This window comes from Pseudomonas sp. IT-232MI5 (assembly GCF_949767845.1).
Taxonomy (GTDB): Bacteria; Pseudomonadota; Gammaproteobacteria; order Pseudomonadales; family Pseudomonadaceae; genus Aquipseudomonas.
The window spans coordinates 463145-485144 of record NZ_CATKQE010000022.1; the positions used below are offsets into that span (position 1 = coordinate 463145).

A 22000-nucleotide genomic window follows, 5' to 3' on the forward strand; every position below is an offset into this window, starting at 1 on the left:
GTCGCCAGAAGACTTACTGGGTGACCAGCTCGACCGGTGTTTCGATCACACCATTGGCGCCGCTGTCGACTTTCTCGCCCTTGATGATTTTCAACGCGGTTTCGATACCGAACACAGCTTGTTTGGCAGCGAACTGGTCAGCGGTGGCCAGCACGCGGCCATCTTTCAACATCGGCTTGATGGCATTGATGTTGTCGTAACCGACGACCTTCACCTGCCCAGCCTTGCCGGCGGCACGCACAGCAGAGACAGCGCCTACTGCCATGCTGTCGTTGCCGGCCAGCAGCGCTTTGACGTCCGGGTATTCGCTGAGAATCGAAGCGGCAACCTTGTTGCCTTTGTCGATTTCCCAATCACCGGATTGCAGGGAAACGATCTTGATCTGTGCAGCGTCCATCGCATCCTTGAAGCCAGCGGTGCGCTGCTGGGCGTTGGTGGTCGTGGACACACCTTCAATGATGCCGACTTCGTCACCGGCCTTGAGCTGCTTGGCCAGATATTCACCGACCAGACGCGCACCTTTGCGGTTGTCCGGACCTACGAAGGGCACGCTGATGTTTTTGCTTTTGACGATGGCCGGATCGAGCTGGTTGTCGATGTTGATCACGGTGATGCCGGCATCGACGGCTTTCTTGATCACCGGCACCATGGCTTTGGAGTCAGATGGGGCGATAACCAGCGCGTTGACCTTGGCCAGGATCATCTGCTCGACGATGCGAGTCTGGCCGGCAGTATCCGTTTCGTCCTTGATACCGTTGGAGATCAGGTCGAAATCGGCGGAGTGTTCTTTCTGGTAGGCCTTGGCGCCATCTTCCATGGTCAGGAAGAATTCGTTGGCCAGTGACTTCATGACCAGCGCGACTTTGGGTTTCTCGGCAGATTCGGCGAATGCCGAAGAGACAGGTAGTGCGGCGGCTGTGGCAGCCAGCATAGCGACAGCAAGAAGACGTCCAGCGAATGGCAGCTTCATGGGTTCACTCCGATCTTATGATTATTGTGAGCAACGCTTGCGCTGACGTAAGCTACATGGCTTTCTTGCGGGCCATACAGCGCCGTGAAAGCCGCGCAAACGTTTGCGTAGACCGAACTATGCGAATCCCGCCGACATTTGTCAACAATCAGAAATCGTCATTTGTTGTAGGGCGAATCGTCGGACTCGCCCCTTCACTGCTTATGCCGTGGTGCTGACCAGATTACCGCTGGTGGAACTCTTCGTCATTTCCTTGACCAGTGCACCGGCCACTTCTGCCATCGCAGCGCTGGTTTGCGCGATTTGCCCCTGAATGGACATCACCGCTTGCGATTTGGCCTCAGGCGTCGGATAGGTCTTGGCTTGTGCGGCCGCCAGTTGTTGTTGCTGCTCCTGAAGTTGCTTTTGCAGTTCCTGCATTCGCTTGAGCAGCATCTTGACCGTGACGCTCAGGTTGTCGCCGCTTTCAGCCTTGCTGTCTTCTGGCGCGGCGGCGCCACCGGTCCTGACCTGATTGTTCGATTCCTTCTCAGTGCCCAGCGCCTCGGTGGAAGCCTCCGCTCCCGCCTCGCTCAATGCATTGATAGTCGCTGCGGTTTTGCCGCCGATGGTGACTGCCGCAGGATTAGATAAACCGACCGTCAGTGACATGTGAACTCCGTAGATTCTGTTTCCTTGGACAACCATCGGCCCCCGCGAAAGTTTCTTTAGCAGAAAAGCCGAAACCGGCCACTCGAAATACTCGACAAAAGCAGTAGTCCTTTTCGGAGAGCCGAACGCGAAAGTGTCCATCGTTCGGAAAACCGGATAAACGATTCACCCCGATATTTTCAAACCCATAAAATCTTGATGTAAATCATCAAGTTAAACATTTCTCTGACGCAAAGTACGGCTGGTACAGATCCTGCTCCCCTCACCGCACCCCAGGCATTCAGATCGGCTTGGGGCGCATCTAGATGAACCTGCATCAGCACCGTCTCACTACTAGAGAGAAAAATAATGAAATCTGCTTTCAACACTTTGGTTCCGGGCGCTTTGGCCCTGCTTCTGCTCTTGCCTTCCGCCCTTCAGGCGAAAGAAGTCGAAACCCAGACCAAGCTCGCTAACGTCGTGGTACTTGCAACAGGCGGCACCATCGCCGGTGCCGGCGCGAGCGCCGCCAATAGCGCCACCTATCAGGCGGCAAAGGTTGGCGTCGAACAATTGATCGCCGGCATTCCCGAGCTGAGCAAATTGGCGAACGTGCGTGGCGAACAAGTCATGCAGATAGCTTCGGAAAGCATCACCAACGAAAACCTGCTGCAACTGGGTCGTCGCGTGGCCGAACTGGCTGACAGCAAAGACGTCGACGGCATCGTCATCACCCACGGCACCGACACCCTGGAAGAAACCGCTTACTTCCTCAACCTGGTAGAAAAAACCGACAAGCCGATCATCGTCGTCGGCTCGATGCGTCCGGGCACGGCGATGTCCGCCGATGGCATGCTCAACCTCTACAACGCCGTGGCCGTGGCCAGCAGCAAAGAAGCGCACGGCAAAGGCGTACTGGTGACCATGAACGATGAAATCCAGTCCGGTCGCGACGTCAGCAAAATGATCAACATCAAGACCGAAGCGTTCAAAAGCGCCTGGGGTCCATTGGGCATGGTGGTTGAAGGCAAATCCTACTGGTTCCGCTTGCCAGCCAAGCGTCACACCATGGATTCGGAATTCGACATCAAAAATATCAAGAGCCTTCCTGACGTAGAAATCGCTTATTCCTACGGCAACGTCAGCGATACCGCCTACAAGGCCCTCGCACAGTCCGGTGCCAAGGCGATCATCCACGCCGGTACCGGTAACGGCTCGGTGTCCTCCCGCGTTGTTCCAGCCCTGCAAGCACTGCGCAAGGATGGCGTGCAAATCATTCGTTCGTCCCACGTCAACGCTGGCGGCTTCGTTCTGCGTAACGCCGAGCAGCCTGACGACAAGTACGACTGGGTTGTTGCACACGACCTGAACCCGCAAAAGGCCCGCATCCTGGCAATGGTCGCTTTGACCAAAACCAACGACAGCAAAGAGCTGCAACGGATGTTCTGGGAATACTGATTGACCTTCGCCCGATCAATTCTCGATCGGGCACCCTGCGCACTACTCGCCCAATGGGCGGGTGGTGCATCGCTTACAACTCTCTCGCACTTTTCCCACAAAAAAATCGACACGGCCTACACCAAATTCTGAAAACCGCTGTCAGAGGATTTTCTTGAATTTTAAGCAGTTGCGAAAATGCTTACAGTTAAATACTGTATGCACGTACAGCTTAATAAGGATAACCTCGTGGCCACTTCCCCAGATGCTCCTGACGCTTACGAACGCATGGGTATGCGCGTTCAAAAAATCATCAATTCGCCCACCGCTCAAAAAGCCAAAGCCGCACTGATCTTCCGCTTGCCCGACGAGCCGATGGACGACTGGGAGCGCCTGCTCGAGGAAATCGACGAGAACGACAACGTCACCCTCGCCTATCGCGACGACGGTGGCGTGCAGATTTTTTGGGTTGTGCCGAAGGAAGATTGATTCAATGAGTGTCCGTTGTTTTGCTTTGCTGCTGCTGTTCATCACCATGGGTGCCCAGGCTGGTGCACCCCGCACATTTACCGAAGCCAAGAAGGTCGCCTGGAAGCTGTACGCGCCACAGTCCACAGAGTTTTATTGCGGGTGCAAGTACACCGGCAACAAGGTTGATCTGAAAGCCTGCGGTTACGTACCGCGCAAGAACGCCAAGCGTGCGTCGCGCATCGAATGGGAGCACATCGTGCCGGCCTGGCAGTTCGGCCATCAGCGTCAGTGCTGGCAGGAAGGTGGACGAAAGAACTGCACCCGTTACGACCCAAGCTATCAGAAAGCCGAAGCAGACTTGCATAACCTGGTACCGAGCATTGGCGAGGTCAACGGAGACCGCAGCAACTTCAGCTACGGTTGGTTGCCGGTGCAATCCGGGCAATACGGCTCATGCCTGACCCAGGTCGACTTCAAGGCGAAGAAGGTCATGCCCCGCCCTTCGATTCGCGGCATGATCGCCCGTACTTACTTTTACATGAGCAAGCAGTACGGCTTGCGCCTGTCGAAACAGGATCGACAATTGTACGAGGCATGGGACAAGACTTACCCGGTGCAGGACTGGGAGCGTCAGCGCAATCAAAGCGTGGCGTGCGTGATGGGGCGCGGCAACGAATTTGTCGGGCCGGTGAACATGAAAGCCTGCGGTTGATTGCAGCACGAAAAAGGCCTCGAACATAACGTTCGAGGCCTTTTTATTTTGTGCTTGGCTGGCCGTCTTATTGTGCCGCCAGTAACCCATCAGATTAAGTGTCTCACGAGGTATGAACGCGCTCTTTGATCTGGTATCTGCGCAAGCTCATCACGGCTGCCGACTCTCCGGCAATCCAGCCGTAAAAGCCTTCAGTGGCGGTGTCGGCGATTTCCCAGAGAATGTCCTTTTCTATGTCGACGTCAGCCAATTCAATCGTTTGTCCCGCTGAAGACGCATGAACGGGCAGAAACACGCGCGCACGTTTACGGCGCGAGCGGATGCTCGACCAACACCGATTCAACGTTCTGCTTCTTGGCCTTCACCAAAGCCGCATCCACCTGCACCTTACGCGCCTCAGCTTCAGCCTGAGAGTTGAACGGACCAATCAGAATTCGCGTTTTGCCGCTGCTGTCCTTGATCACCGTAGGCACAAAGGCGTGCTCGATCAGCCAGCCACTCAGGTCGCTGACAGCTTGTGGCGTTTCGCCGCGCACTTCGAGATCCCATTGTGGTGCCACAGCCGCCGACGGCGCCGTTACTGCAGCCGATTGTGGTTTTGGTGCGTCTACACTCTTGCCTTCACCACACCCTGCCAATACCAGTGCCGCGACTACCCAAACCAATTTGCGCACAACGCTTTCCTCGAAATTCTCAAAGCCGCGATCTTATCATTCATAAATACTTCGCGAGGCCCGCAAAATGGGCACAAAACAACGAGATTGATGGTTGCAGCCTCTGTATAGTTACGCCCTGGGAATTAATGCCGCTTCTGCGCGTCAGAAAGAGGCACCCAAACCGTGAGACTTCGCACTAATCTATACGTACCACCGACCTCTGCACTGTCTGAATCAGGTGCCCTACAAAGCAATCAAGGAGAAGACCATGCTGATACTCACCCGCAAAGTCGGTGAAAGCATAAACATTGGTGATGACATTACGATCACCATTCTGGGCGTAAGCGGCCAACAGGTCCGCATTGGTATCAACGCTCCGAAAAACGTTGCCGTGCACCGTGAAGAGATTTACCAGCGCATTCAGGCTGGCCTGACCGCCCCGGACAAGCCACAAACTCCCTGAGCCGCATCGCAGTCAGTAGCCAGTCCGTTTACCTCGTGGAATGACTGGCTAGAGATTCACGCGCCGTTTTGCCATCCGCTTCCCAAGCTCCTTGGGCACGGCGCCTGACACATGATCCTTCCGCGCTATCCTCCCGCCCTTTCTGCTGATCGATACTACCGAGCATTCTCAAGGCTGGCTGTCGGACATTTCCGATAGAGCGAAGGGAATTCGCCCTCCTACCCGAACGTCACACCACGTGCCATGCCTGTGGCTGCAACCATCATCAGCACCATTAGCAGCGCTTCGACGTGACTGATGCGTGCAAACAACTTTGCTCTCCCAGTATCGAGTACCGTCCCCCGCGCCTTGGCGATCCGCCATTTGATCAGCGTGATCATCGGCGCAAGCTCCATCAACAGAATCAGAACGAACAGCGTCATCTTCAGGTGAAACAGCGGCTGATGAAGATAATAGTCAGTGCCTTTTTCGTAACCGCCAAAGGCTCGCATCCCGCCTGTGATCAACAAGATCAGCGCGCAAATCCCCCAGAAATTGTCAGCCAGCAGAATCCGACCGGCCTCCCCCGTCCCGGCCGCCAGGCGACTGAACGCCGTCCCACGCGTCAGTACCGCCCAAAAACCCAAGGCAAATGCCAGCAGATGAACAGCTGCAAGAAACCAATGAACCAGCATCGATACACCCTCATCAGAAAGAGTTGAAAATCGGCCAGTCAGTAGTAGTTGAAAAAACAAGGATTTGCCTGCGGGGTGTCGCCAGGCTTTCAGGAGAGATCGAAAGGAGAGATTTCAGCCAGTTGAGGTAAATCGCAGGCAAAAAAAATCCCAAGCAGCTGATGGAAGCTTGGGATTTAAAAATGCATAAACCGTGGTGGTGAACGCGGGGCGGATGTTACTTAATTCAACGGACAGTAACAACGTTTTTTTGATAACTGGCTGGTTAGTAACACTCGTAAGCTGTTCAATATCCACACTTTTTCAAAGGATGCATGCGACGAGTGGCGATTTTTCAAGCGCCCGACGGAATCATTTGCACCAAAAGCAAAACCTGCCTCGGCGTAGGAACCGTTGGCGAAGCAGTAAGAACCGAGAAGGTCTACTTATGGAAATTCGAATGCCCTGAGATCGTCTAAACGCGAAGTCGAGCAGGCGCCCTGATGAGGGCTTTGCAAAAGTTTTGCAAATCGCAGACAACAAAAAAGGGCCCACCTTTCGGTGAGCCCTTCTAGACCGCCCAGCAGAGCGGATTTTGTTTGGTAGGCGCGATTGGACTCGAACCAACGACCCCCACCATGTCAAGGTGGTGCTCTAACCAACTGAGCTACGTGCCTGCTGTGAGGCGGCATTCTACGGAATTCCGGAGGGGTGTCAACACCTTTTTTTCACCTAACCCTATGAATATGCAAAATATTTAATTTCGGGGCTCCGACGAAGATTTTCCGGTGGCTGGCGGAGGTTTTTCAACTCGGGTAGGATCGACGCACTCGTAAAATATATTAAACAGAGGCTGCAGGATGGCGAACACCCTTTACCCAGAGTCCTATTACGCTGCGTCGGCCAACGCCGTACCGCCCCGCCCTGCCTTGCAGGATGATGTGGAGACGGACGTCTGTGTGATCGGCGCCGGGTATACCGGATTGTCTTCTGCCCTGTTTCTGCTGGAGAACGGTTTTCGCGTCACCGTACTGGAAGCGGCCAAGGTCGGGTTCGGCGCCTCCGGGCGTAATGGCGGACAGATCGTCAACAGCTATAGCCGTGACATTGACGTCATCGAACGCAGCGTCGGCCCCAAACAGGCGCAACTGCTCGGGCAGATGGCGTTCGAAGGCGGCAGGATCATTCGCGAGCGCGTGGCCAAGTACAACATCCAGTGCGACCTGAAGGACGGCGGCGTATTCGCAGCCCTTACCGCCAAGCAGATGGGCCATCTGGAATCGCAGAAACGCCTCTGGGAGCGTTTCGGCCATACGCAACTCGAGTTGCTCGATCAACGCCGCATCCGCGAAGTGGTTGCCTGCGATCAGTACATTGGCGGCATGCTCGACATGAGTGGCGGCCATATTCATCCGCTGAACCTTGCGCTCGGCGAAGCAGCGGCGGTCGAGTCACTCGGCGGCACGATCTATGAACAGTCACCCGCCGTACGCATCGAGCGCGGCGCCAACCCGGTGGTGCACACGCCGCAGGGCAAGGTCAGGGCCAAGTACATTATCGTCGCCGGCAACGCTTACCTCGGCAATCTGGTGCCGGAGCTTGCGGCCAAATCGATGCCGTGCGGCACACAAGTAATCACCACCGAGCCGCTGGGTGACGAGCTGGCGAAAGCGCTGCTGCCGCAGGACTACTGCGTTGAAGACTGCAATTACCTGCTCGACTACTACCGCCTCACGGGCGACAAGCGCCTGATCTTCGGCGGTGGCGTGGTGTATGGCGCGCGCGATCCCGCCAACATCGAATCGATCATCCGCCCGAAAATGCTCAAGGCCTTTCCGCAACTCAAGGATGTGAAGATCGACTACGCCTGGACCGGAAATTTCCTGCTGACTCTGTCGCGCTTGCCACAGGTTGGGCGCCTGGGCGACAACATCTATTATTCGCAAGGCTGCAGCGGCCATGGCGTGACCTACACGCATTTGGCGGGCAAGGTCCTCGCCGAAGCATTACGCGGTCAGGCCGAGCGCTTCGATGCATTTGCTGACTTGCCGCACTACCCGTTCCCCGGCGGACAACTGTTGCGCACGCCGTTTGCCGCACTGGGCGCATGGTATTACGGGCTACGCGATAAATTCGGGATGTAAAAAAGGGCCGCTGATCGCGGCCCTATTTATTGAACACAGCACTCAGAGCTGATCCCGAGCAATCCCGCTGCGGATGCGCAAGATATCCGCCAACACTGCCAAGGCAATTTCCGCCGGCGTCTTGCTGCCGAGGTTCAGACCAATCGGCGCATGAATCCGCGCCAGCTCAGCCTCGCCCAAGCCGCCAATCCGACGTAACCGCTCGAAGCGCTTCTGCGAGGTCTGCAGCGAACCCATCACGCCAATGTAGAACGCTTCGGTGCGCACCGCCTCCATCATCGCCAGATCGTCGATGCGCGGGTCATGCGTCAGCGCCACCACCGCCGTATCACGATGACAGCCACCATCAGCAATAAACACCGACGGCAATTGCCGACGAATTTCCACGCCATCCAGCACCACGCCTTCCAGCACTTCATCGCGCGGATCACAGAGAATCACCTCAAACCCGAGGCCAACGGCAAACTCGGCACACGCCTGCGCCACACTGGAATACCCAGCGAGCAACAAACGCTGGGCCGCGCCGACACGAATGCGCACCCGATCAATCTCGCGCTCGATCCGCGCACCTTGCTCGCGATCAGCGAACAAAGTGCGCGCACCACTGGCCAGATCAACCTCGCGAATCAAGCGACGCTGACCAAGCAGCGCCGACTCCAATTCGCGCAGATGCGCCTGCACCTCGCAGCCAGCGTCAAATTTCTCTACCAGCACATCGAGAATGCCGCCACAGGGCAGACTGACCCGCGAGCGCGGATCGTCGCCTTCGCCGTAACGCACGACATTGACTGCATCGAGAAACGCACCTTCGGCGACGCGCTCAAGGAAATCTTCCTCGACGCAACCACCCGAAAGCGAGCCGATCCACTGTCCGCCATCGTTCACCGCCAGCAGCGAACCCGGCGCGCGCGGTGCCGAGCCGTAAGTGGTCAGCACGGTGCAGAGCCAGATGCGCCGCCCTGCCACCGACCACTCCAGCGCTCGCCGCACTACTTGTAGATCGAGATGCTGCATGTCAGTGCGCCTTGTGCTCGATGGACGGTGCGTCGGCCTGCAGTTTCTGCACATCGCTCACCGCCAGTTCAGCCGACTGACCGCCCCAACCTTGACGCAAGTAGTTGAGCAGGTCGGTCAGTTGTTCAGGCTTTAGCTTGCCGGCGAAACCCGGCATCGGTTGCATGTGCTCGAAGCCGGAGAACTTCTGCTCGCCGATACCGTCCTCGATCACCCGCAACAGGTTGCGTGGGTCTTCCAGGCGCAGCGTGGTGTTGCCGCGCATGGCCACCGCAATGTGCGGCTTGCCTTCGCCACCGACCGCATGACAACCGGCGCAGACGTTCAGGTATTCCTGCTGGCCGCGCTGAGCGCTGGCGCTGAGTTTCTCTACCGGCACTTCAACCAGCGCTTTGGCTGCCGGCGGTTTGTCGCCGAGCAGGAACGTCGCCATCGCCGCCAGATCGGTATCGTTCAGGCCCTGCGTGCTGTTGTGGAACACCGGGAACATCTCGTTGAACATCGTCCCTTGCGCACTCATACCGTGCTTGAGGAACGTGCTGAGATCCTGCTCGTTCCAGCCGCGCGCGGCCAGATCAGTGGCCAGCAGGCTCGGCGCCAGGTAGCCATTGAGGATGCCGCCGGTCAGGCGTTTATCCAATTGCATCGCGCCCGGCAGGCCGCGTGGCGTGTGGCATTCGCCGCAGTGACCGAGCACTTCGACCATGTACTGGCCGCGCTTCCAGGCTTCACTTTTGCCTTCGGCCGACTCCAGCTTCAGCGCTTTGCCGTACATCATGTTCCAGCCGATCAGGCCCGGACGCACGTTGAACGGAAAGCTCAGGCTGGTGACCGGTGCTGCGCGCTCGATCGGCTCGATGGTTTTCAGGTACGCATGGATCGCGTCCGAATCTTCACGCGGCATCAGGTGATACGAGGTGTACGGCATCGCCGGATAGAGGTTGGCGCCGTCACGACGCTTGCCTTCAGTCAGCGCAGCAAAGAACTCGTCATCGTTGTACAGACCGATGCCGTGCTCTTTGCTCGGTGTGATGTTGGTGCCGTAGATCGTGCCGAACGGTGAAACGATCGGCAGACCACCGGCAAACGGTGCGCCGCCCGCTGCCGTGTGGCAGGCCATGCAGTCGGCCGCGCGGGCAAGATACTCGCCGCGCTTGACCTGATCATCGGCGTGGGCAAACAACACTGGCGCAGCGAGGCCGACCGCCAGGGTCAGGCGGGTCAGAAAGAGCTTCATGCTTAACCCTCCTTGACCAGGCCGAGATCGGTCAGCACGTTGCGGGTGGCGTTGTAATAACGCACGTACCCGGTGCAACGGCAAACGTGATGGCCGAGGCTGTCCTCGATGACTTGTTCGAGCTTGCTCTGCACGGTCGGCTGGCGTTGCAGCTTTTCGACCAGCACGGTCGCGGCGTTGACGAAGCCCGGTGCGCAGTAGCTGCACTGGAAGGCGAACTCGTCGACGAAGCGCTGCTGGATCGGGTTCAGCTCGGTGACCTGGCCCGATTCGTCACGCTTGGCGTGGGATTCGATGGTGCGGACTGTCTTGCCTTCGAAGTAATGCGCGCCGGTGATGCAGGTGCGCACTTCCTCGCTGGTGCCGTCCGGGTTGTCGACGATCACCACGCAGGCGTGGCAGATACCCTGACCGCAGCCCAGACGCGAACCGGTGAGGTTTTTGTATTCGTGCAGGTAGTCGATCATCGGCAGGTCATCAGGGATGTCCACCGGGCCGACGGATTGACCATTGAGGGTCAGTTGAAACGGACGGTTAGCCATTGAGGGCCTCCTTGATGCGCGCAGCAGTGATTGGCAGATCGCGAACACGTTTACCGATGGCGTGCGCCACGGCGTTACCGATGGCACCGACGATCGGGATCATCACCACTTCGGCGATGCCTTTGGACGGATCGCTTGGCGACAGCGGCGGCAGAATCTCCGCGGTCTGCTTCCACACCGCAACGTGGCGCGCCATCGGCAGACGGTAACGGTTGAAGTTCCAGTCACCCTCCCCCGGCCCACCTTCGTACAGCGGCATCTCCTCCATCAAGGCGTGACCGATGCCCATGGCGATACCGCCCTCGAGCTGGCCCTTGACCAGTTCTTCGACCAGCACACGACCGCACTCGACCCACGAATGGTGATTGAGCACTTCGACTTCCGCCGAGCCTTTGTTGACCTTCAGCTCGACCAGCGTGGCGACCGGGCTGTAATAAGTCACGGCAGCGTTGTTCAACTGCACAACCGGGTAATTGATGTTCTGGCGATCCAGCAGGTGGAAACCAGACGTGGCCATCAACGCTTTCTTCGCTTTCGGCGCGCCGTCACCGTATTTCACGGCGAGACCATCGAGCGGCAGACGCTCGCGCACGCCATCGATGCTGTATTCGGCCTCGGCCCAGCTCCAGCGGTTGAACGCGTGAACGGTGGCGCCAGTCACCAGACCACGCTCGTGAGCGCGCTTGGCCAGCTCTTCGAAGCTCAGCGGCTGCATGCCGTTAGCCGTGAGTTTGCCGTCGACCCAATGCGCATCTTCGCGACGCACAACGTAAGGGTTGGCTTGACCGCCGTAAGGACCCTGACGCCAGATTTCCATGGCCGCCGGCCACAAACCATTGTTGAACAGCACTCGCGCCGCTTCACGGGTGGCGTGACTGAAGTAGTACGCCGAGTTGGTCGCCGACGAGGCCGAAGCCAATTTGCCGACCCAACGCGGGTTGCGCAGCAGATTGTCCTGTTCGGCCTGGCTCATGATGTAAGGGTTGCCGCTGGTGATTAGCTGCATTTCCTTCCATTCGGTTTCGCCAGTCTTCACTTCGTGCGCCGGGCTGCCAAGAAAATCAGCTACGACCAAGGCTTGCGAGGTGGACATGCCGGTACCGATTTCAATGCCGATATGGCGCAGGGTGATGCGACCGTCAGCAGTGAATTCGATACTGGCCATCGGCGCTTCCGAACCGGTGCCGAAGTCCTTCTGGCAGATGGCGAAACCGACGCCGTACCAGTTATCCGGGTCTGCGGCTTCGCGCTGTTTCTTGATCGCGTCGCGGTTTTTCCAGACTTCGTGCACCGAGGCTTTGTCGAGGATTTCGTGCAGACGCAAGGCACCGGCCGGGATCGCGCCCTGGGTGTTTTTCATACCGGAACGCAGAGCATTCTTGCGACGCAAGTCGATGGCATCGACACCGAGGCGGTTGGCGATTTCGTCGACCATCATCTCGGTCGCCGCCATGCTTTGCAGGGTGCCGTAACCACGCATCGAACCGGCCTCAACACCACGCGAGTGGTAGGCAGTAACTTGCAGGTCGTTCTGCGGCATGTAGTAGATCGACTGCGCCGCCGTGGCGCCAACTGCGGCTACCGATGGGCTGTAGTTGATCCGGCCACCACCGTCGACGCTCATTTCGGCGCGGAAAATCTTGAAGCTGTAGTCGTTCTTGTCCACGGCCAATTGGTAGCGGATGTCGAACGGGTGACGCTTGATACCGCTTTGGAATTGCTCGTAGCGGTCGTTGGCCAGACGCACTGGCACACCGGCGCCGTACAGCGCAGCAAGGGCTGCGTAGTAGACGAAGATGTTGTGGTCTTTGGAACCGTAACCGACGGTGTAACCCGGGTGCATGTTCAGGTTATCGAGGCCGAAACGCGACGGCGCGATCATTTTCGCGGTCTCGGTCGCAGCTTCCAGTGGGCACTGGGTGGCTACCACGAAGTGCAGAGTCTTGGTTTTCGGATCGTACCAGCCGTTGCCGTTGTCCGGCTCCATGGCGGCCGGTTCGATCGACGGGGTTTTGTAGCGCTCGTCGAACACCAGCCAGTTGTCCGGCGGCGTATCGATCTCTTGCTTCATGCGGTCGGCGTAAAACAGGCCACGCTCGGTCAGGTTGCCGTGCAGGTTCGGCTGGGAATTCCATACCGGACGACGGTTTTTCAGCATCGGGAACAGGATCGAGTCCTTGAGGCTGGCGAATTCGTCTTCGTCTGCCGAGGTCGCGCCGCCCACACGTACGTAGCGGAAGCTGCCATACGGATCGCCTTCGTAGAACGGCACTTTTGCACCGTAACGAATCGCTTTGTCATTGAATTTGAGTTTGTTCTTGGCCTGACGGAAACGCTCGAAGTCGTTCCAGATCAGGATCGCCACAGGATGACCGATGAACATCGGCACCTTGCCTTCCGGCAGCAGTGGATCCGGGGCGTGCTCTTCCGGGAAGACGATGCCGTCCTTGTCCAGATCTGCGGCAGTGACGATGCGATCAGGCTGCAAATCGGCGCCGAGCCACGACAGGTCGTAACCGGCGTAGATGCGGTCAGCCTTGATGGTTTTCAGCAGCATGGCGTGGCCTTGCTGCTCGGGCCAGCCCGGCATGTCCTTGGAGCGGATGTCGCGGGCAAAGACTTTGCTGCCGCAGACTTTGGACAGTGCGTCGTTACGCTGACGCGCCTTGCCATTGTTGCCGAGCCATTTCTCGGACGGCACGGTGACGCTGTTTTCCATCAAGGCAGCCAGCGCCTGACTGCTGAGCGGCGTGAGCGTGACGCTCACACCCGCCACCAGCCCGCCCTGGAGGAACGAGCGCCGGGATATTTCACGGTTGGACATGGATCATCCTCTGGGCGGTTATGTGTCCGCCCTTCTGGTTATCTACTGGGGAATCTCGAGTCTTGCAGAAGCCCTTTCTGGCGAAACAAAGGGCGTGTTGACAGTGCAAAGCTGACCGAAGGGTTAACTTTAAAGGTTTCTGCGCTCGCAGCAAACAACCAGTTACGAAAATTTGACTAAAGAATCAAAAAATCAATGCGACGTGGCACCGCAGGATGTTTACAGGCATCCCTTGCAGGAGCTGTCGAGTGAAACGAGGCTGCGATCTTTTGATCCTGTTTTTTACCATCAAGATCAAAAGATCGCAGCGTGCCGCAGCTCCTACAGGGAGCCGGGTTGCGTGATGGGAGCGGAAGGCAAATTTCAGACACAAAAAACCCCGGTCTTTCGACCAGGGTCTTTGCTATCGATTCCGAATCAACCAAAGGTTGCTTTCGGTGCTTCAAGGCGTTCAGTGGTCCTTGAAGCAGATATGGCGCAGCGGACGGGACTCGAACCCGCGACCCCCGGCGTGACAGGCCGGTATTCTAACCGACTGAACTACCGCTGCGTATCGCTTTGAGCTTGCGCTCAAGTAACTCGTTTTGACTGCAGGCTTCGGAGCCTTGCAATCGCGAACCAGACAATGCCTGACTCGTAAAATATGGCGCAGCGGACGGGACTCGAACCCGCGACCCCCGGCGTGACAGGCCGGTATTCTAACCGACTGAACTACCGCTGCGCGTCGGTGCAGGCACTTTCAGCCTACGTTCTTGCTTACGCAAGTTTCTCGGGGAGTGGTGGGTGATGACGGGATCGAACCGCCGACATTCTGCTTGTAAGGCAGACGCTCTCCCAGCTGAGCTAATCACCCGTTTGCATCTCCGAGGCCGCGAAATTTACGCAGGTAGCAGACCTAAGTCAATAGCAGGATTGAAGTTTTTCTGAAAAAGACGAAATTGTTTCCATCCTGCAAAACCGCTTTCGCGAGCGAACCCGCTCCCACAGGGGGTCTGCATTCCAAATGCGGGAGCGAGCCTGCTCGCGAAGGCGTCAGTTGATTCAACGCAAATTCAGAGAAAAAGGCGATCTACTCGCTGTAGATCATCTTTTTCGTCATGCCGCCATCGACGACGAACTCCTGCCCGGTGACAAACCCGGCATTCCTCGACAGCAACCAGGCGACCATGGCCGCCACGTCCTCGACCGTCCCTACCCTGCCCGCCGGATGCTGAGCATGATCAGCATCCGCCAAAGGCTCCGCTCGACGTGCAGAAGGATCGCGCGCATCGATCCAGCCCGGACTGACGGCGTTGACGCGAATCTCCGGCCCCAGACTGATTGCCAGCGCATGCGTCAGCGCCAACAAACCGCCCTTGCTCGCCGCATACGCCTCGGAGTCCGCTTCCGACTGCCGCGCACGAGTAGAGGCCAGATTGACGATCGAACCGTTGTGCGCACGCAGATACGGCGCACAATGCTTGGCCAGCAACATCGGCCCGCTGAGGTTTACCGCCAGCACGCGGTTCCAGTAAGCCAGGTCGAGACTTTCGAGCGTGATGTTGTGCGGGTCAGCGACCGCCGCATTGCACACCAGTGCATCGAGGCGACCAAACTGTCCCAACACCTCAGCGACACCCAGCGCAACCTGAGCCTCATCAGCAACGTCCATCGCGATGAACCAGGCATTTTCGCCCAGCACCTTCGCCACTTTCGAACCGCGCGCACGATCCAGATCCGTCAGCACCACTTGCCAGCCTTCGCTGATCAACCACGCCGCAATCCCCAGACCGATGCCACGCGCGGCCCCCGTGACCAGCGCAACGCGGCCATGGGTACCCGCTGACGGAGTGGACAACTCGATCACAACGCCGCCAGACCGCGCGCCAGGTCGGCTTGCAGGTCGACTACGTCTTCCAGACCGACCGCGATGCGAATCAGGCTGTCACGAATGCCCGCAGCTTCACGCTCCTGCGGCGCCAGGCGGCCGTGAGACGTGGTGCTCGGGTGCGTGATGGTGGTTTTGCTGTCACCGAGGTTGGCCGTGATCGAAATCAAGCGGGTTGCATCGATAAAGCGCCACGCGCCCTCTTTGCCGCCCTTGACCTCAAAACTCACCACCGCACCGAAGCCCTTCTGCTGACGCCGGGCCAACTCGTGCTGCGGATGACTCTTGAGACCGGCGTAATGGACCTTCTCGATGCCGTCCTGCTGCTCCAGCCATTCGGCCAGCTCCTGGGCATTGGCACAGTGCGCCTTCATCCGCAGGTTCAGGGTTTCCAGACCTTTGAGGAAGATCCATGCGTTGAACGGGCTCAAGGTCGGCCCGGCAGTGCGCAGGAAGCCGACGACTTCTTTCATCTGCTCGCTGCGACCGGCAACCACGCCGCCCATGCAACGGCCCTGGCCGTCGATGAACTTGGTTGCCGAGTGCACAACGATGTCAGCCCCCATTTTCAGCGGCTGCTGCAAAGCGGGCGTGCAGAAGCAGTTATCGACCACCAGCATCGCGCTTTTGGCGTGAGCGATTTCAGCCAGTGCGGTGATATCGACCAGTTCCGCCAAAGGATTGGATGGTGATTCGACGAAGAGCAGTTTGGTGTTCGACTTGATCGCCGCATCCCAGGCCGACAGATCGGCCAACGGTACGTAATCGACTTCAACGCCGAAACGCTTGAAGTACTTCTCGAACAGACTGATGGTCGAACCGAACACACTGCGCGAAACCAGCACGTGATCGCCGGCGCTGCACAAGCTCATCACCACCGCCATGATGGCGGCCATGCCGGTGGCGGTCGCAACGGCTTGCTCGGCGCCTTCCAGCGCAGCAATGCGCTCTTCGAACGCACGCACGGTAGGGTTGGTGTAACGCGAGTAAACGTTACCCGGCACTTCGCCGGCAAACCTTGCGGCCGCATCGGCGGCGGTGCGGAACACGTAGCTGGAGGTGAAGAACATCGGATCACCGTGCTCGCCTTCCGGCGTACGGTGCTGACCGGCACGTACGGCCAGGGTATCGAACGCTACGCCTTCGAGATCGCTGTCCAGCCGACCGGCATCCCATTCCTGACTCATGCTGTCACTCCTTGCCCTGTTCGCGAAAATTGAAAGTCAGATACAAAACCGGCCCCTCAGGGCCGGTAGAAACTCAGTTGTTGTACAGATCGATGATCGCACTGACCGCCTGGGTCTTGATCTTCGAGGAGTCGTTACGCGCCTGTTCGATCTTGTTCAGGTACGCCTCGTCGACGTCGCCGGTGACGTACTTGCCGTCGAACACTGCGCAATCGAAGTTCTCGATCTTGATCTTGCCGCCACCGACCGCTTCGATCAAGTCAGGCAGATCCTGATAGATCAGCCAGTCAGCACCGATCAGATCCGCCACGTCCTGAGTCGAGCGATTGTGCGCGATCAGTTCGTGCGCGCTCGGCATGTCGATGCCGTAGACGTTCGGGAAGCGAACCGCTGGAGCCGCCGAGCAGAAGTAGACGTTTTTCGCGCCGGCTTCGCGGGCCATCTGGATGATCTGCTTGCAAGTGGTGCCGCGCACGATCGAGTCGTCGACCAGCATCACGTTTTTGCCGCGGAACTCCAGCTCAATGGCGTTGAGCTTCTGGCGTACCGACTTCTTGCGCGCAGCCTGGCCCGGCATGATGAAGGTACGGCCGATGTAACGGTTCTTGACGAAACCTTCGCGGAATTTCACGCCCAGGTGGTTGGCCAGTTCCAGTGCCGCGGTACGGCTGGTGTCCGGAATAGGGATAACCACGTCAATGTCGTGCTCTGGACGCTCGCGCAGAATCTTCTCAGCGAGCTTCTCACCCATGCGCAGACGGGCCTTGTAGACCGAAACGCCGTCGATGATCGAATCCGGACGCGCCAGGTAGACGTGTTCGAAAATGCACGGAGTCAGGGACGGGTTGGTCGCGCACTGACGGGTGTGCAGCTTGCCGTCTTCAGTGATGTAGACCGCCTCGCCCGGTGCCAGGTCGCGAATCAGGGTGAAACCAAGCACGTCCAGCGAAACGCTTTCCGAGGCGATCATGTACTCGACGCCTTCGTCGGTGTGACGCTGGCCGAACACGATCGGACGGATGCCGTGCGGGTCGCGGAAACCGACGATGCCGTAACCGGTCACCATGGCCACTACCGCATAACCGCCGACGCAACGGTTGTGCACGTCGGTCACGGCGGCAAACACGTCTTCTTCGGTCGGTTGCAGCTTGCCGCGCTGGGCCAGCTCATGGGCGAACACGTTGAGCAGCACTTCCGAGTCGGAACTGGTGTTGACGTGACGCAGGTCGGATTCGTAGATCTCTTTGGCCAACTGTTCAACGTTGGTCAGGTTACCGTTGTGCGCCAGGGTGATGCCGTAAGGCGAGTTGACGTAAAACGGTTGGGCTTCGGCCGAAGTCGAGCTGCCCGCGGTCGGGTAACGGACGTGACCGATGCCCATGTGGCCGACCAGACGCTGCATGTGACGCTGTTGAAACACGTCACGCACCAAGCCATTGTCCTTGCGCAGGAACAACCGGCCATCATGGCTGGTCACGATACCGGCAGCGTCCTGGCCGCGGTGCTGGAGCACGGTTAGCGCGTCATACAGCGCCTGATTGACGTTCGACTTACCGACGATACCGACGATGCCACACATGCGACGCAACCCCTACTTAATGGATCTGAACTGAACAACACTCACTGAGGCGTTTTCGCCGACGGCAAGAGTTGCTCCTTGAACGGAATATCAGCGGGTACGCTGATTCCGCTGGCAAGCCACTGACTGCTCCACCCGAGAATCAGGTTTTTGGACCAATCAGCGACCAATAGAAATTTTGGTACGAGCTGTGATTCTTTCCACCACCCGTCCTGCTGTACCGGCCCCAGGCTCAACAGCCCGACCGCCACGACCACCAGCAACACGCCACGCGCTGCGCCGAAGGCCATGCCGAGGAATCGATCGGTCCCGGACAACCCGGTGACGCGTACCAACTCGCCGATAAGATAATTGATCATTGCGCCCACGATCAGTGTGGCGACAAACATGATGGCACAGCCCGCGATCACGCGAGCCGATGGGGTTTCGATGTATCCGGCGAGGTACTCGGACAATGAGCCACCGAACATCCAGGCGACGACTCCTGCGATGATCCAGGTCACCAGCGATAATGCTTCCTTGACGAAGCCGCGGCTCAAACTGATCAAAGCGGAGATGGCGATGATTGCAACGATCGCCCAGTCAACCCAGGTAAATGGCACAGTGCAGCCTACAGACGGATAAGGCGGCGCATTTTAGCAGAGCGCATGCCTCTCGGTAAGCTGCGATTGTCAGTGCATTTCAATCGAGGTGATAGTTTTCAACCGCGCTCAGGCTGGAAGCGTACAACAAAACCCTTGAGGTTCTGCTGACGACCCAACAGATCACGCAGACGATCAGCCTCGGCACGCTCGATCAGCGGGCCGACAAACACCCGATTCTTGCCATCGGCCGAGCGGATGTAGGCGTTATAGCCCTGACTGCGCAGGGTTTTCTGCAGGCTTTCGGCGCTGGCGCGGCTCGACAGACTGGCCAGTTGCACCGACCAGCTCACCGACAGGCCGTTGGCATCGACGCGGCTTTGCGTGGTGTCCGGCTTGCTCGAGGATGCAGTGATCGGCTGAGCAGGTGCCGGAATCGGCTTGGCCACCGCGGGCGGCGCAACAGGCTTGGTGATCATGATAGGCGCTGTTGGCGCCGGTGCGACGGGCGCAGCAGGCGCTGTGTCTTCGGCGACTTCTTCATCCGTTGGCACTGGCTCCTGCGGCAAGGCTTGCGGCTCAGGCACGGCCACCGTTTCCATTTGCACTTGCGGCATGGCCGGCGCTTGCGGAGCTGCCGGCGCCTCAACGGTTACCTGACGCTGCTCGTCCTGGCGGGAAAACAGCATCGGCAGGAAGATCACCGCCAGCGCAACCAGCACCAAAGCGCCAACCATGCGCTGCTTGTACGCTTTATCCAGCAAAGCCATTTGCCGCTTCCTCCGTGGAGCGCCGGGCTAACCATTCAAGGGCCTCGGCGACACAATAAAATGATCCGAACAACAGAATCTCGTCGTCGCTGGTGGCTACCGCGCACTGCCCTTCCAGCGCGGCGGCGACACTGTCATAAGACGTGACGGACGCGCCAAGGTTCTGCAGGGCCGCATGCAACTCACTCACCGGCCGAGCGCGCGGTGAATCCAGCGGCGCTACCGCCCAATGCTCGACACTAGCATTCAACTCGCCGACAACACCATCCAGATCCTTGTCCGCCAGCAGACCAAACACCGCCAGGCGCTTGCCGACCGGTGGTCGCGAGGCCAGCCGGCGGGCCAGATACTCGGCCGCATGCGGATTGTGCCCAACATCCAGCAACAGATTCAGACGCTTGCCGTTCCACTCGAACGAGCGACGATCCAGTCGACCGACCACGCGCGTCGCCTGCAATGCCGCCACAATCTGTTGCGAATCCCACGGCAAACCGAGCAGCAGATACGCCTGCAACGCCAGTGCGGCGTTTTCCATCGGCAGATCGAGCAGCGGCAAGTCACGCAGTTCAACCACTTGCCCCTGCGCATCGGTGCCGCGCCATTGCCAGTGCTGATCAGTAATACCGAGGTCGAAGTCACGCCCACGCAGGAAAAACGGACAGGCCAGTTCACGCGCCTTGTCCAGCAATGGTTGCGGAGGATTCAGATCGCCGCACAAAGCAGGTTTGCCCTGACGGAAAATTCCGGCCTTCTCGAAAGCCACGGACTCGCGGGTGTCGCCCAGATAGTCGGCATGATCGACGCCAATGCTGGTGACCAGCGCGATATCGGCGTCGACCACATTGACCGTATCCAGACGCCCGCCCAGACCGACTTCCAGCACCACCGCATCAAGCCCGGCCTGTTGAAACAGCCAGAACGCCGCGAGGGTGCCCATTTCGAAGTAAGTCAGCGAAGTATCGCCGCGCCCGGCCTCGACCGCCGCGAAGGCTTCACACAGCTGTGCGTCAGTAGCTTCGACGCCATTGATCTGCACCCGCTCGTTATAACGCAGCAGGTGCGGGGAATTGTAGACACCAACGCTCAGGCCCTGCGCCCGCAGCAATGAAGCCACGAAAGCGCAGGTCGAACCCTTGCCGTTGGTGCCAGTGACCGTGATCACCCGAGGCGCCGGCTGGCCCAGCCCCATGCGGGACGCTACCTGTTGCGAACGCTCCAGACCCATGTCGATGGCCGACGGATGCAACTGCTCAAGGTAGGCGAGCCATTCGCCAAGGGTGCGCTCGGTCATAGGCCAGCAGGTACCGGAGGAACCACGATTGGCTCGATTGGCGCGGCGACGAATTTCGGCGTCGGCTTGCCAGTCATCTGTGCCAGCAGGTTACCCAGACGCGGGCGCAGTTCCTGACGGTGGATAATCATGTCGATCGCACCGTGCTCCAGCAGGAATTCGCTGCGCTGGAAGCCTTCCGGCAGTTTTTCACGCACGGTTTGCTCGATAACGCGCGGACCGGCGAAGCCGATCAGGGCTTTCGGCTCACCGACGATCACGTCGCCAAGCATCGCCAGACTCGCCGAAACACCACCGTAGACCGGGTCGGTCAGTACGGAGATGAATGGAATGCCTTCTTCACGCAGACGCGCCAGCACAGCCGAAGTCTTGGCCATCTGCATCAGCGAGATCAGCGCTTCCTGCATGCGCGCACCACCGGAGGCGGCGAAGCAGATCATCGGGCAGCGATTTTCCAGCGCGTAGTTGGCGGCGCGCACGAAGCGCTCACCAACGATGGCACCCATGGAACCGCCCATAAAGGCGAATTCAAAGGCCGAAACCACCACTGGCATGCCCAGCAAGGTACCGCTGACGGAGATCAGCGCGTCTTTTTCGCCAGTCTGCTTTTGGGCAGCGGTCAGGCGATCCTTGTACTTCTTGCCGTCACGGAATTTCAGACGGTCAACCGGCTCCAGATCGGCGCCCAGTTCATTGCGACCTTCGGCATCGAGGAAAATGTCAATGCGCGCACGTGCGCCGATGCGCATGTGGTGGTTGCACTTGGGGCACACGTCCAGGGTCTTTTCCAGCTCCGGACGATACAACACCGCCTCGCAAGACGGGCATTTGTGCCACAGACCTTCAGGGACCGAGCTCTTCTTGACCTCGGAACGCATGATCGAAGGGATCAGTTTGTCTACTAACCAGTTGCTCATGCTTTCTTTCTCCAGTACCGGCGGCCCGAACGCTCTGGTTCGCAGCCCCGCGTAT

Annotated in this window: 20 protein-coding genes, 4 tRNA genes and 1 pseudogene; 5 read left to right on the forward strand and 20 right to left on the reverse strand. The window is 58.6% G+C overall.

Features of this window, described 5'->3' with window-relative positions; all coding sequences use genetic code 11:
• Window positions 1-13: 13 nt before the first annotated feature.
• Window positions 14-970, reverse strand: coding sequence for a sugar ABC transporter substrate-binding protein (locus ACM6JQ_RS15505; RefSeq protein WP_007913476.1), 957 nt, complete (start codon window positions 968-970; stop codon window positions 14-16).
• Window positions 971-1171: 201 nt separating this feature from the next.
• Entirely contained in the window at window positions 1172-1621 is a 450-nt protein-coding gene (locus ACM6JQ_RS15510) for a hypothetical protein (RefSeq protein ID WP_007913475.1), read from the reverse strand.
• A gap of 348 nt (window positions 1622-1969) precedes the next feature.
• Between ACM6JQ_RS15510 and ACM6JQ_RS15515 the strand changes: the two genes are divergently transcribed.
• From ACM6JQ_RS15515 to ACM6JQ_RS15525, 3 genes are all read left to right on the forward strand, one after another.
• The gene (locus ACM6JQ_RS15515) at window positions 1970-3058 is read left to right on the forward strand and encodes an asparaginase (protein WP_095111732.1); all 1089 of its coding nucleotides are present in this window, start codon (window positions 1970-1972) and stop codon (window positions 3056-3058) included.
• A 198-nt stretch (window positions 3059-3256) separates the two neighbouring features.
• Complete coding sequence (locus ACM6JQ_RS15520) at window positions 3257-3526, forward strand: DUF1654 domain-containing protein (protein WP_090282667.1); 270 nt, start codon at window positions 3257-3259, stop codon at window positions 3524-3526.
• 4 nt (window positions 3527-3530) lie between these two features.
• A complete protein-coding gene (locus ACM6JQ_RS15525; protein ID WP_095111733.1) occupies window positions 3531-4220 on the forward strand; it encodes an endonuclease in 690 nt (229 codons plus the stop codon).
• Between the two features lie 57 nt (window positions 4221-4277).
• Here the strand turns inward: ACM6JQ_RS15525 and ACM6JQ_RS15530 are convergent.
• Together ACM6JQ_RS15530 and ACM6JQ_RS15535 are read right to left on the reverse strand one after the other, a co-directional pair.
• Window positions 4278-4509 (reverse strand): annotated as a pseudogene (locus ACM6JQ_RS15530) (SIP domain-containing protein); the annotation flags it as partial.
• Between the two features lie 16 nt (window positions 4510-4525).
• Window positions 4526-4894, reverse strand: a complete 369-nt coding sequence (locus ACM6JQ_RS15535; RefSeq protein WP_007913471.1) for a hypothetical protein — start codon at window positions 4892-4894, stop codon at window positions 4526-4528.
• A gap of 250 nt (window positions 4895-5144) precedes the next feature.
• Between ACM6JQ_RS15535 and csrA the strand changes: the two genes are divergently transcribed.
• Window positions 5145-5339, forward strand: coding sequence for a carbon storage regulator CsrA (gene csrA, locus ACM6JQ_RS15540; RefSeq protein WP_003179932.1), 195 nt, complete (start codon window positions 5145-5147; stop codon window positions 5337-5339).
• A 218-nt stretch (window positions 5340-5557) separates the two neighbouring features.
• On the opposite strand, the gene ACM6JQ_RS15545 is transcribed toward csrA, so the two are convergent.
• Window positions 5558-6013: a DUF2214 family protein gene (locus tag ACM6JQ_RS15545; RefSeq protein WP_414894138.1), complete on the reverse strand. Its 456-nt coding sequence runs from the start codon at window positions 6011-6013 to the stop codon at window positions 5558-5560.
• Between the two features lie 579 nt (window positions 6014-6592).
• Window positions 6593-6669, reverse strand: a tRNA-Val gene (locus tag ACM6JQ_RS15550).
• 183 nt (window positions 6670-6852) lie between these two features.
• On the opposite strand from ACM6JQ_RS15550, the gene ACM6JQ_RS15555 reads away from it, so the two are divergent.
• Window positions 6853-8136 carry an NAD(P)/FAD-dependent oxidoreductase gene (locus tag ACM6JQ_RS15555; protein ID WP_414894139.1) on the forward strand — a complete coding sequence of 428 codons (1284 nt, stop codon included), beginning with the start codon at window positions 6853-6855 and terminating at the stop codon, window positions 8134-8136.
• A gap of 42 nt (window positions 8137-8178) precedes the next feature.
• On the opposite strand, the gene ACM6JQ_RS15560 is transcribed toward ACM6JQ_RS15555, so the two are convergent.
• From ACM6JQ_RS15560 to accD, 14 genes are all read right to left on the reverse strand, one after another.
• On the reverse strand, window positions 8179-9150 hold the full coding sequence (locus ACM6JQ_RS15560; RefSeq protein WP_007913468.1) for an XdhC family protein: 972 nt from the start codon (window positions 9148-9150) through the stop codon (window positions 8179-8181).
• Between the two features lies 1 nt (window position 9151).
• Window positions 9152-10387, reverse strand: a complete 1236-nt coding sequence (locus ACM6JQ_RS15565; protein WP_414894140.1) for a c-type cytochrome — start codon at window positions 10385-10387, stop codon at window positions 9152-9154.
• A 2-nt stretch (window positions 10388-10389) separates the two neighbouring features.
• Complete coding sequence (locus ACM6JQ_RS15570; RefSeq protein ID WP_007913466.1) at window positions 10390-10929, reverse strand: (2Fe-2S)-binding protein; 540 nt, start codon at window positions 10927-10929, stop codon at window positions 10390-10392.
• Window positions 10922-13753 (reverse strand): xanthine dehydrogenase family protein molybdopterin-binding subunit, encoded by a 2832-nt coding sequence (locus ACM6JQ_RS15575; RefSeq protein WP_414894141.1) that lies wholly within the window; start codon window positions 13751-13753, stop codon window positions 10922-10924. Before ACM6JQ_RS15575 ends, ACM6JQ_RS15570 begins: the two co-directional genes overlap by 8 nt.
• A 473-nt stretch (window positions 13754-14226) precedes the next feature.
• Window positions 14227-14303 (reverse strand) — tRNA-Asp (locus ACM6JQ_RS15580).
• Between the two features lie 94 nt (window positions 14304-14397).
• Window positions 14398-14474: transfer RNA gene (locus tag ACM6JQ_RS15585), tRNA-Asp, on the reverse strand.
• A 56-nt stretch (window positions 14475-14530) separates the two neighbouring features.
• Window positions 14531-14606, reverse strand: a tRNA-Val gene (locus ACM6JQ_RS15590).
• A gap of 216 nt (window positions 14607-14822) precedes the next feature.
• Entirely contained in the window at window positions 14823-15599 is a 777-nt protein-coding gene (locus tag ACM6JQ_RS15595; RefSeq protein WP_007913464.1) for an SDR family oxidoreductase, read from the reverse strand.
• Window positions 15596-16807 (reverse strand): O-succinylhomoserine sulfhydrylase, encoded by a 1212-nt coding sequence (locus tag ACM6JQ_RS15600; protein ID WP_414894142.1) that lies wholly within the window; start codon window positions 16805-16807, stop codon window positions 15596-15598. The genes ACM6JQ_RS15595 and ACM6JQ_RS15600 overlap by 4 nt, the downstream gene beginning before the upstream one ends.
• 73 nt (window positions 16808-16880) lie before the next feature.
• Window positions 16881-18386: an amidophosphoribosyltransferase gene (gene purF, locus ACM6JQ_RS15605; protein WP_007913462.1), complete on the reverse strand. Its 1506-nt coding sequence runs from the start codon at window positions 18384-18386 to the stop codon at window positions 16881-16883.
• A gap of 41 nt (window positions 18387-18427) precedes the next feature.
• Window positions 18428-18988: a CvpA family protein gene (locus ACM6JQ_RS15610; protein ID WP_007913461.1), complete on the reverse strand. Its 561-nt coding sequence runs from the start codon at window positions 18986-18988 to the stop codon at window positions 18428-18430.
• 98 nt (window positions 18989-19086) lie between these two features.
• Entirely contained in the window at window positions 19087-19737 is a 651-nt protein-coding gene (locus tag ACM6JQ_RS15615) for an SPOR domain-containing protein (RefSeq protein WP_007913460.1), read from the reverse strand.
• Window positions 19721-21028, reverse strand: coding sequence for a bifunctional tetrahydrofolate synthase/dihydrofolate synthase (gene folC / locus ACM6JQ_RS15620; RefSeq protein WP_414894143.1), 1308 nt, complete (start codon window positions 21026-21028; stop codon window positions 19721-19723). Before folC ends, ACM6JQ_RS15615 begins: the two co-directional genes overlap by 17 nt.
• Window positions 21025-21945: an acetyl-CoA carboxylase, carboxyltransferase subunit beta gene (gene accD / locus ACM6JQ_RS15625; protein WP_007913458.1), complete on the reverse strand. Its 921-nt coding sequence runs from the start codon at window positions 21943-21945 to the stop codon at window positions 21025-21027. The genes folC and accD overlap by 4 nt, the downstream gene beginning before the upstream one ends.
• Between the last annotated feature and the right edge of the window lie 55 nt (window positions 21946-22000).

Coding starts and splice junctions, on each gene's coding strand:
- ACM6JQ_RS15570 (WP_007913466.1), bottom strand. CDS start 10,929: ATGGCTAACCGTCCGTTTCAACTGACCCTCAATGGTCAATCCGTCGGC.
- folC (WP_414894143.1), bottom strand. CDS start 21,028: ATGACCGAGCGCACCCTTGGCGAATGGCTCGCCTACCTTGAGCAGTTG.
- csrA (WP_003179932.1), top strand. CDS start 5,145: ATGCTGATACTCACCCGCAAAGTCGGTGAAAGCATAAACATTGGTGAT.
- ACM6JQ_RS15575 (WP_414894141.1), bottom strand. CDS start 13,753: ATGTCCAACCGTGAAATATCCCGGCGCTCGTTCCTCCAGGGCGGGCTG.
- ACM6JQ_RS15600 (WP_414894142.1), bottom strand. CDS start 16,807: ATGAGTCAGGAATGGGATGCCGGTCGGCTGGACAGCGATCTCGAAGGC.
- ACM6JQ_RS15525 (WP_095111733.1), top strand. CDS start 3,531: ATGAGTGTCCGTTGTTTTGCTTTGCTGCTGCTGTTCATCACCATGGGT.
- ACM6JQ_RS15510 (WP_007913475.1), bottom strand. CDS start 1,621: ATGTCACTGACGGTCGGTTTATCTAATCCTGCGGCAGTCACCATCGGC.
- ACM6JQ_RS15565 (WP_414894140.1), bottom strand. CDS start 10,387: ATGAAGCTCTTTCTGACCCGCCTGACCCTGGCGGTCGGCCTCGCTGCG.
- ACM6JQ_RS15520 (WP_090282667.1), top strand. CDS start 3,257: ATGCACGTACAGCTTAATAAGGATAACCTCGTGGCCACTTCCCCAGAT.
- ACM6JQ_RS15505 (WP_007913476.1), bottom strand. CDS start 970: ATGAAGCTGCCATTCGCTGGACGTCTTCTTGCTGTCGCTATGCTGGCT.
- ACM6JQ_RS15555 (WP_414894139.1), top strand. CDS start 6,853: ATGGCGAACACCCTTTACCCAGAGTCCTATTACGCTGCGTCGGCCAAC.
- ACM6JQ_RS15545 (WP_414894138.1), bottom strand. CDS start 6,013: ATGCTGGTTCATTGGTTTCTTGCAGCTGTTCATCTGCTGGCATTTGCC.
- ACM6JQ_RS15615 (WP_007913460.1), bottom strand. CDS start 19,737: ATGGCTTTGCTGGATAAAGCGTACAAGCAGCGCATGGTTGGCGCTTTG.
- ACM6JQ_RS15560 (WP_007913468.1), bottom strand. CDS start 9,150: ATGCAGCATCTCGATCTACAAGTAGTGCGGCGAGCGCTGGAGTGGTCG.
- ACM6JQ_RS15515 (WP_095111732.1), top strand. CDS start 1,970: ATGAAATCTGCTTTCAACACTTTGGTTCCGGGCGCTTTGGCCCTGCTT.
- accD (WP_007913458.1), bottom strand. CDS start 21,945: ATGAGCAACTGGTTAGTAGACAAACTGATCCCTTCGATCATGCGTTCC.
- purF (WP_007913462.1), bottom strand. CDS start 18,386: ATGTGTGGCATCGTCGGTATCGTCGGTAAGTCGAACGTCAATCAGGCG.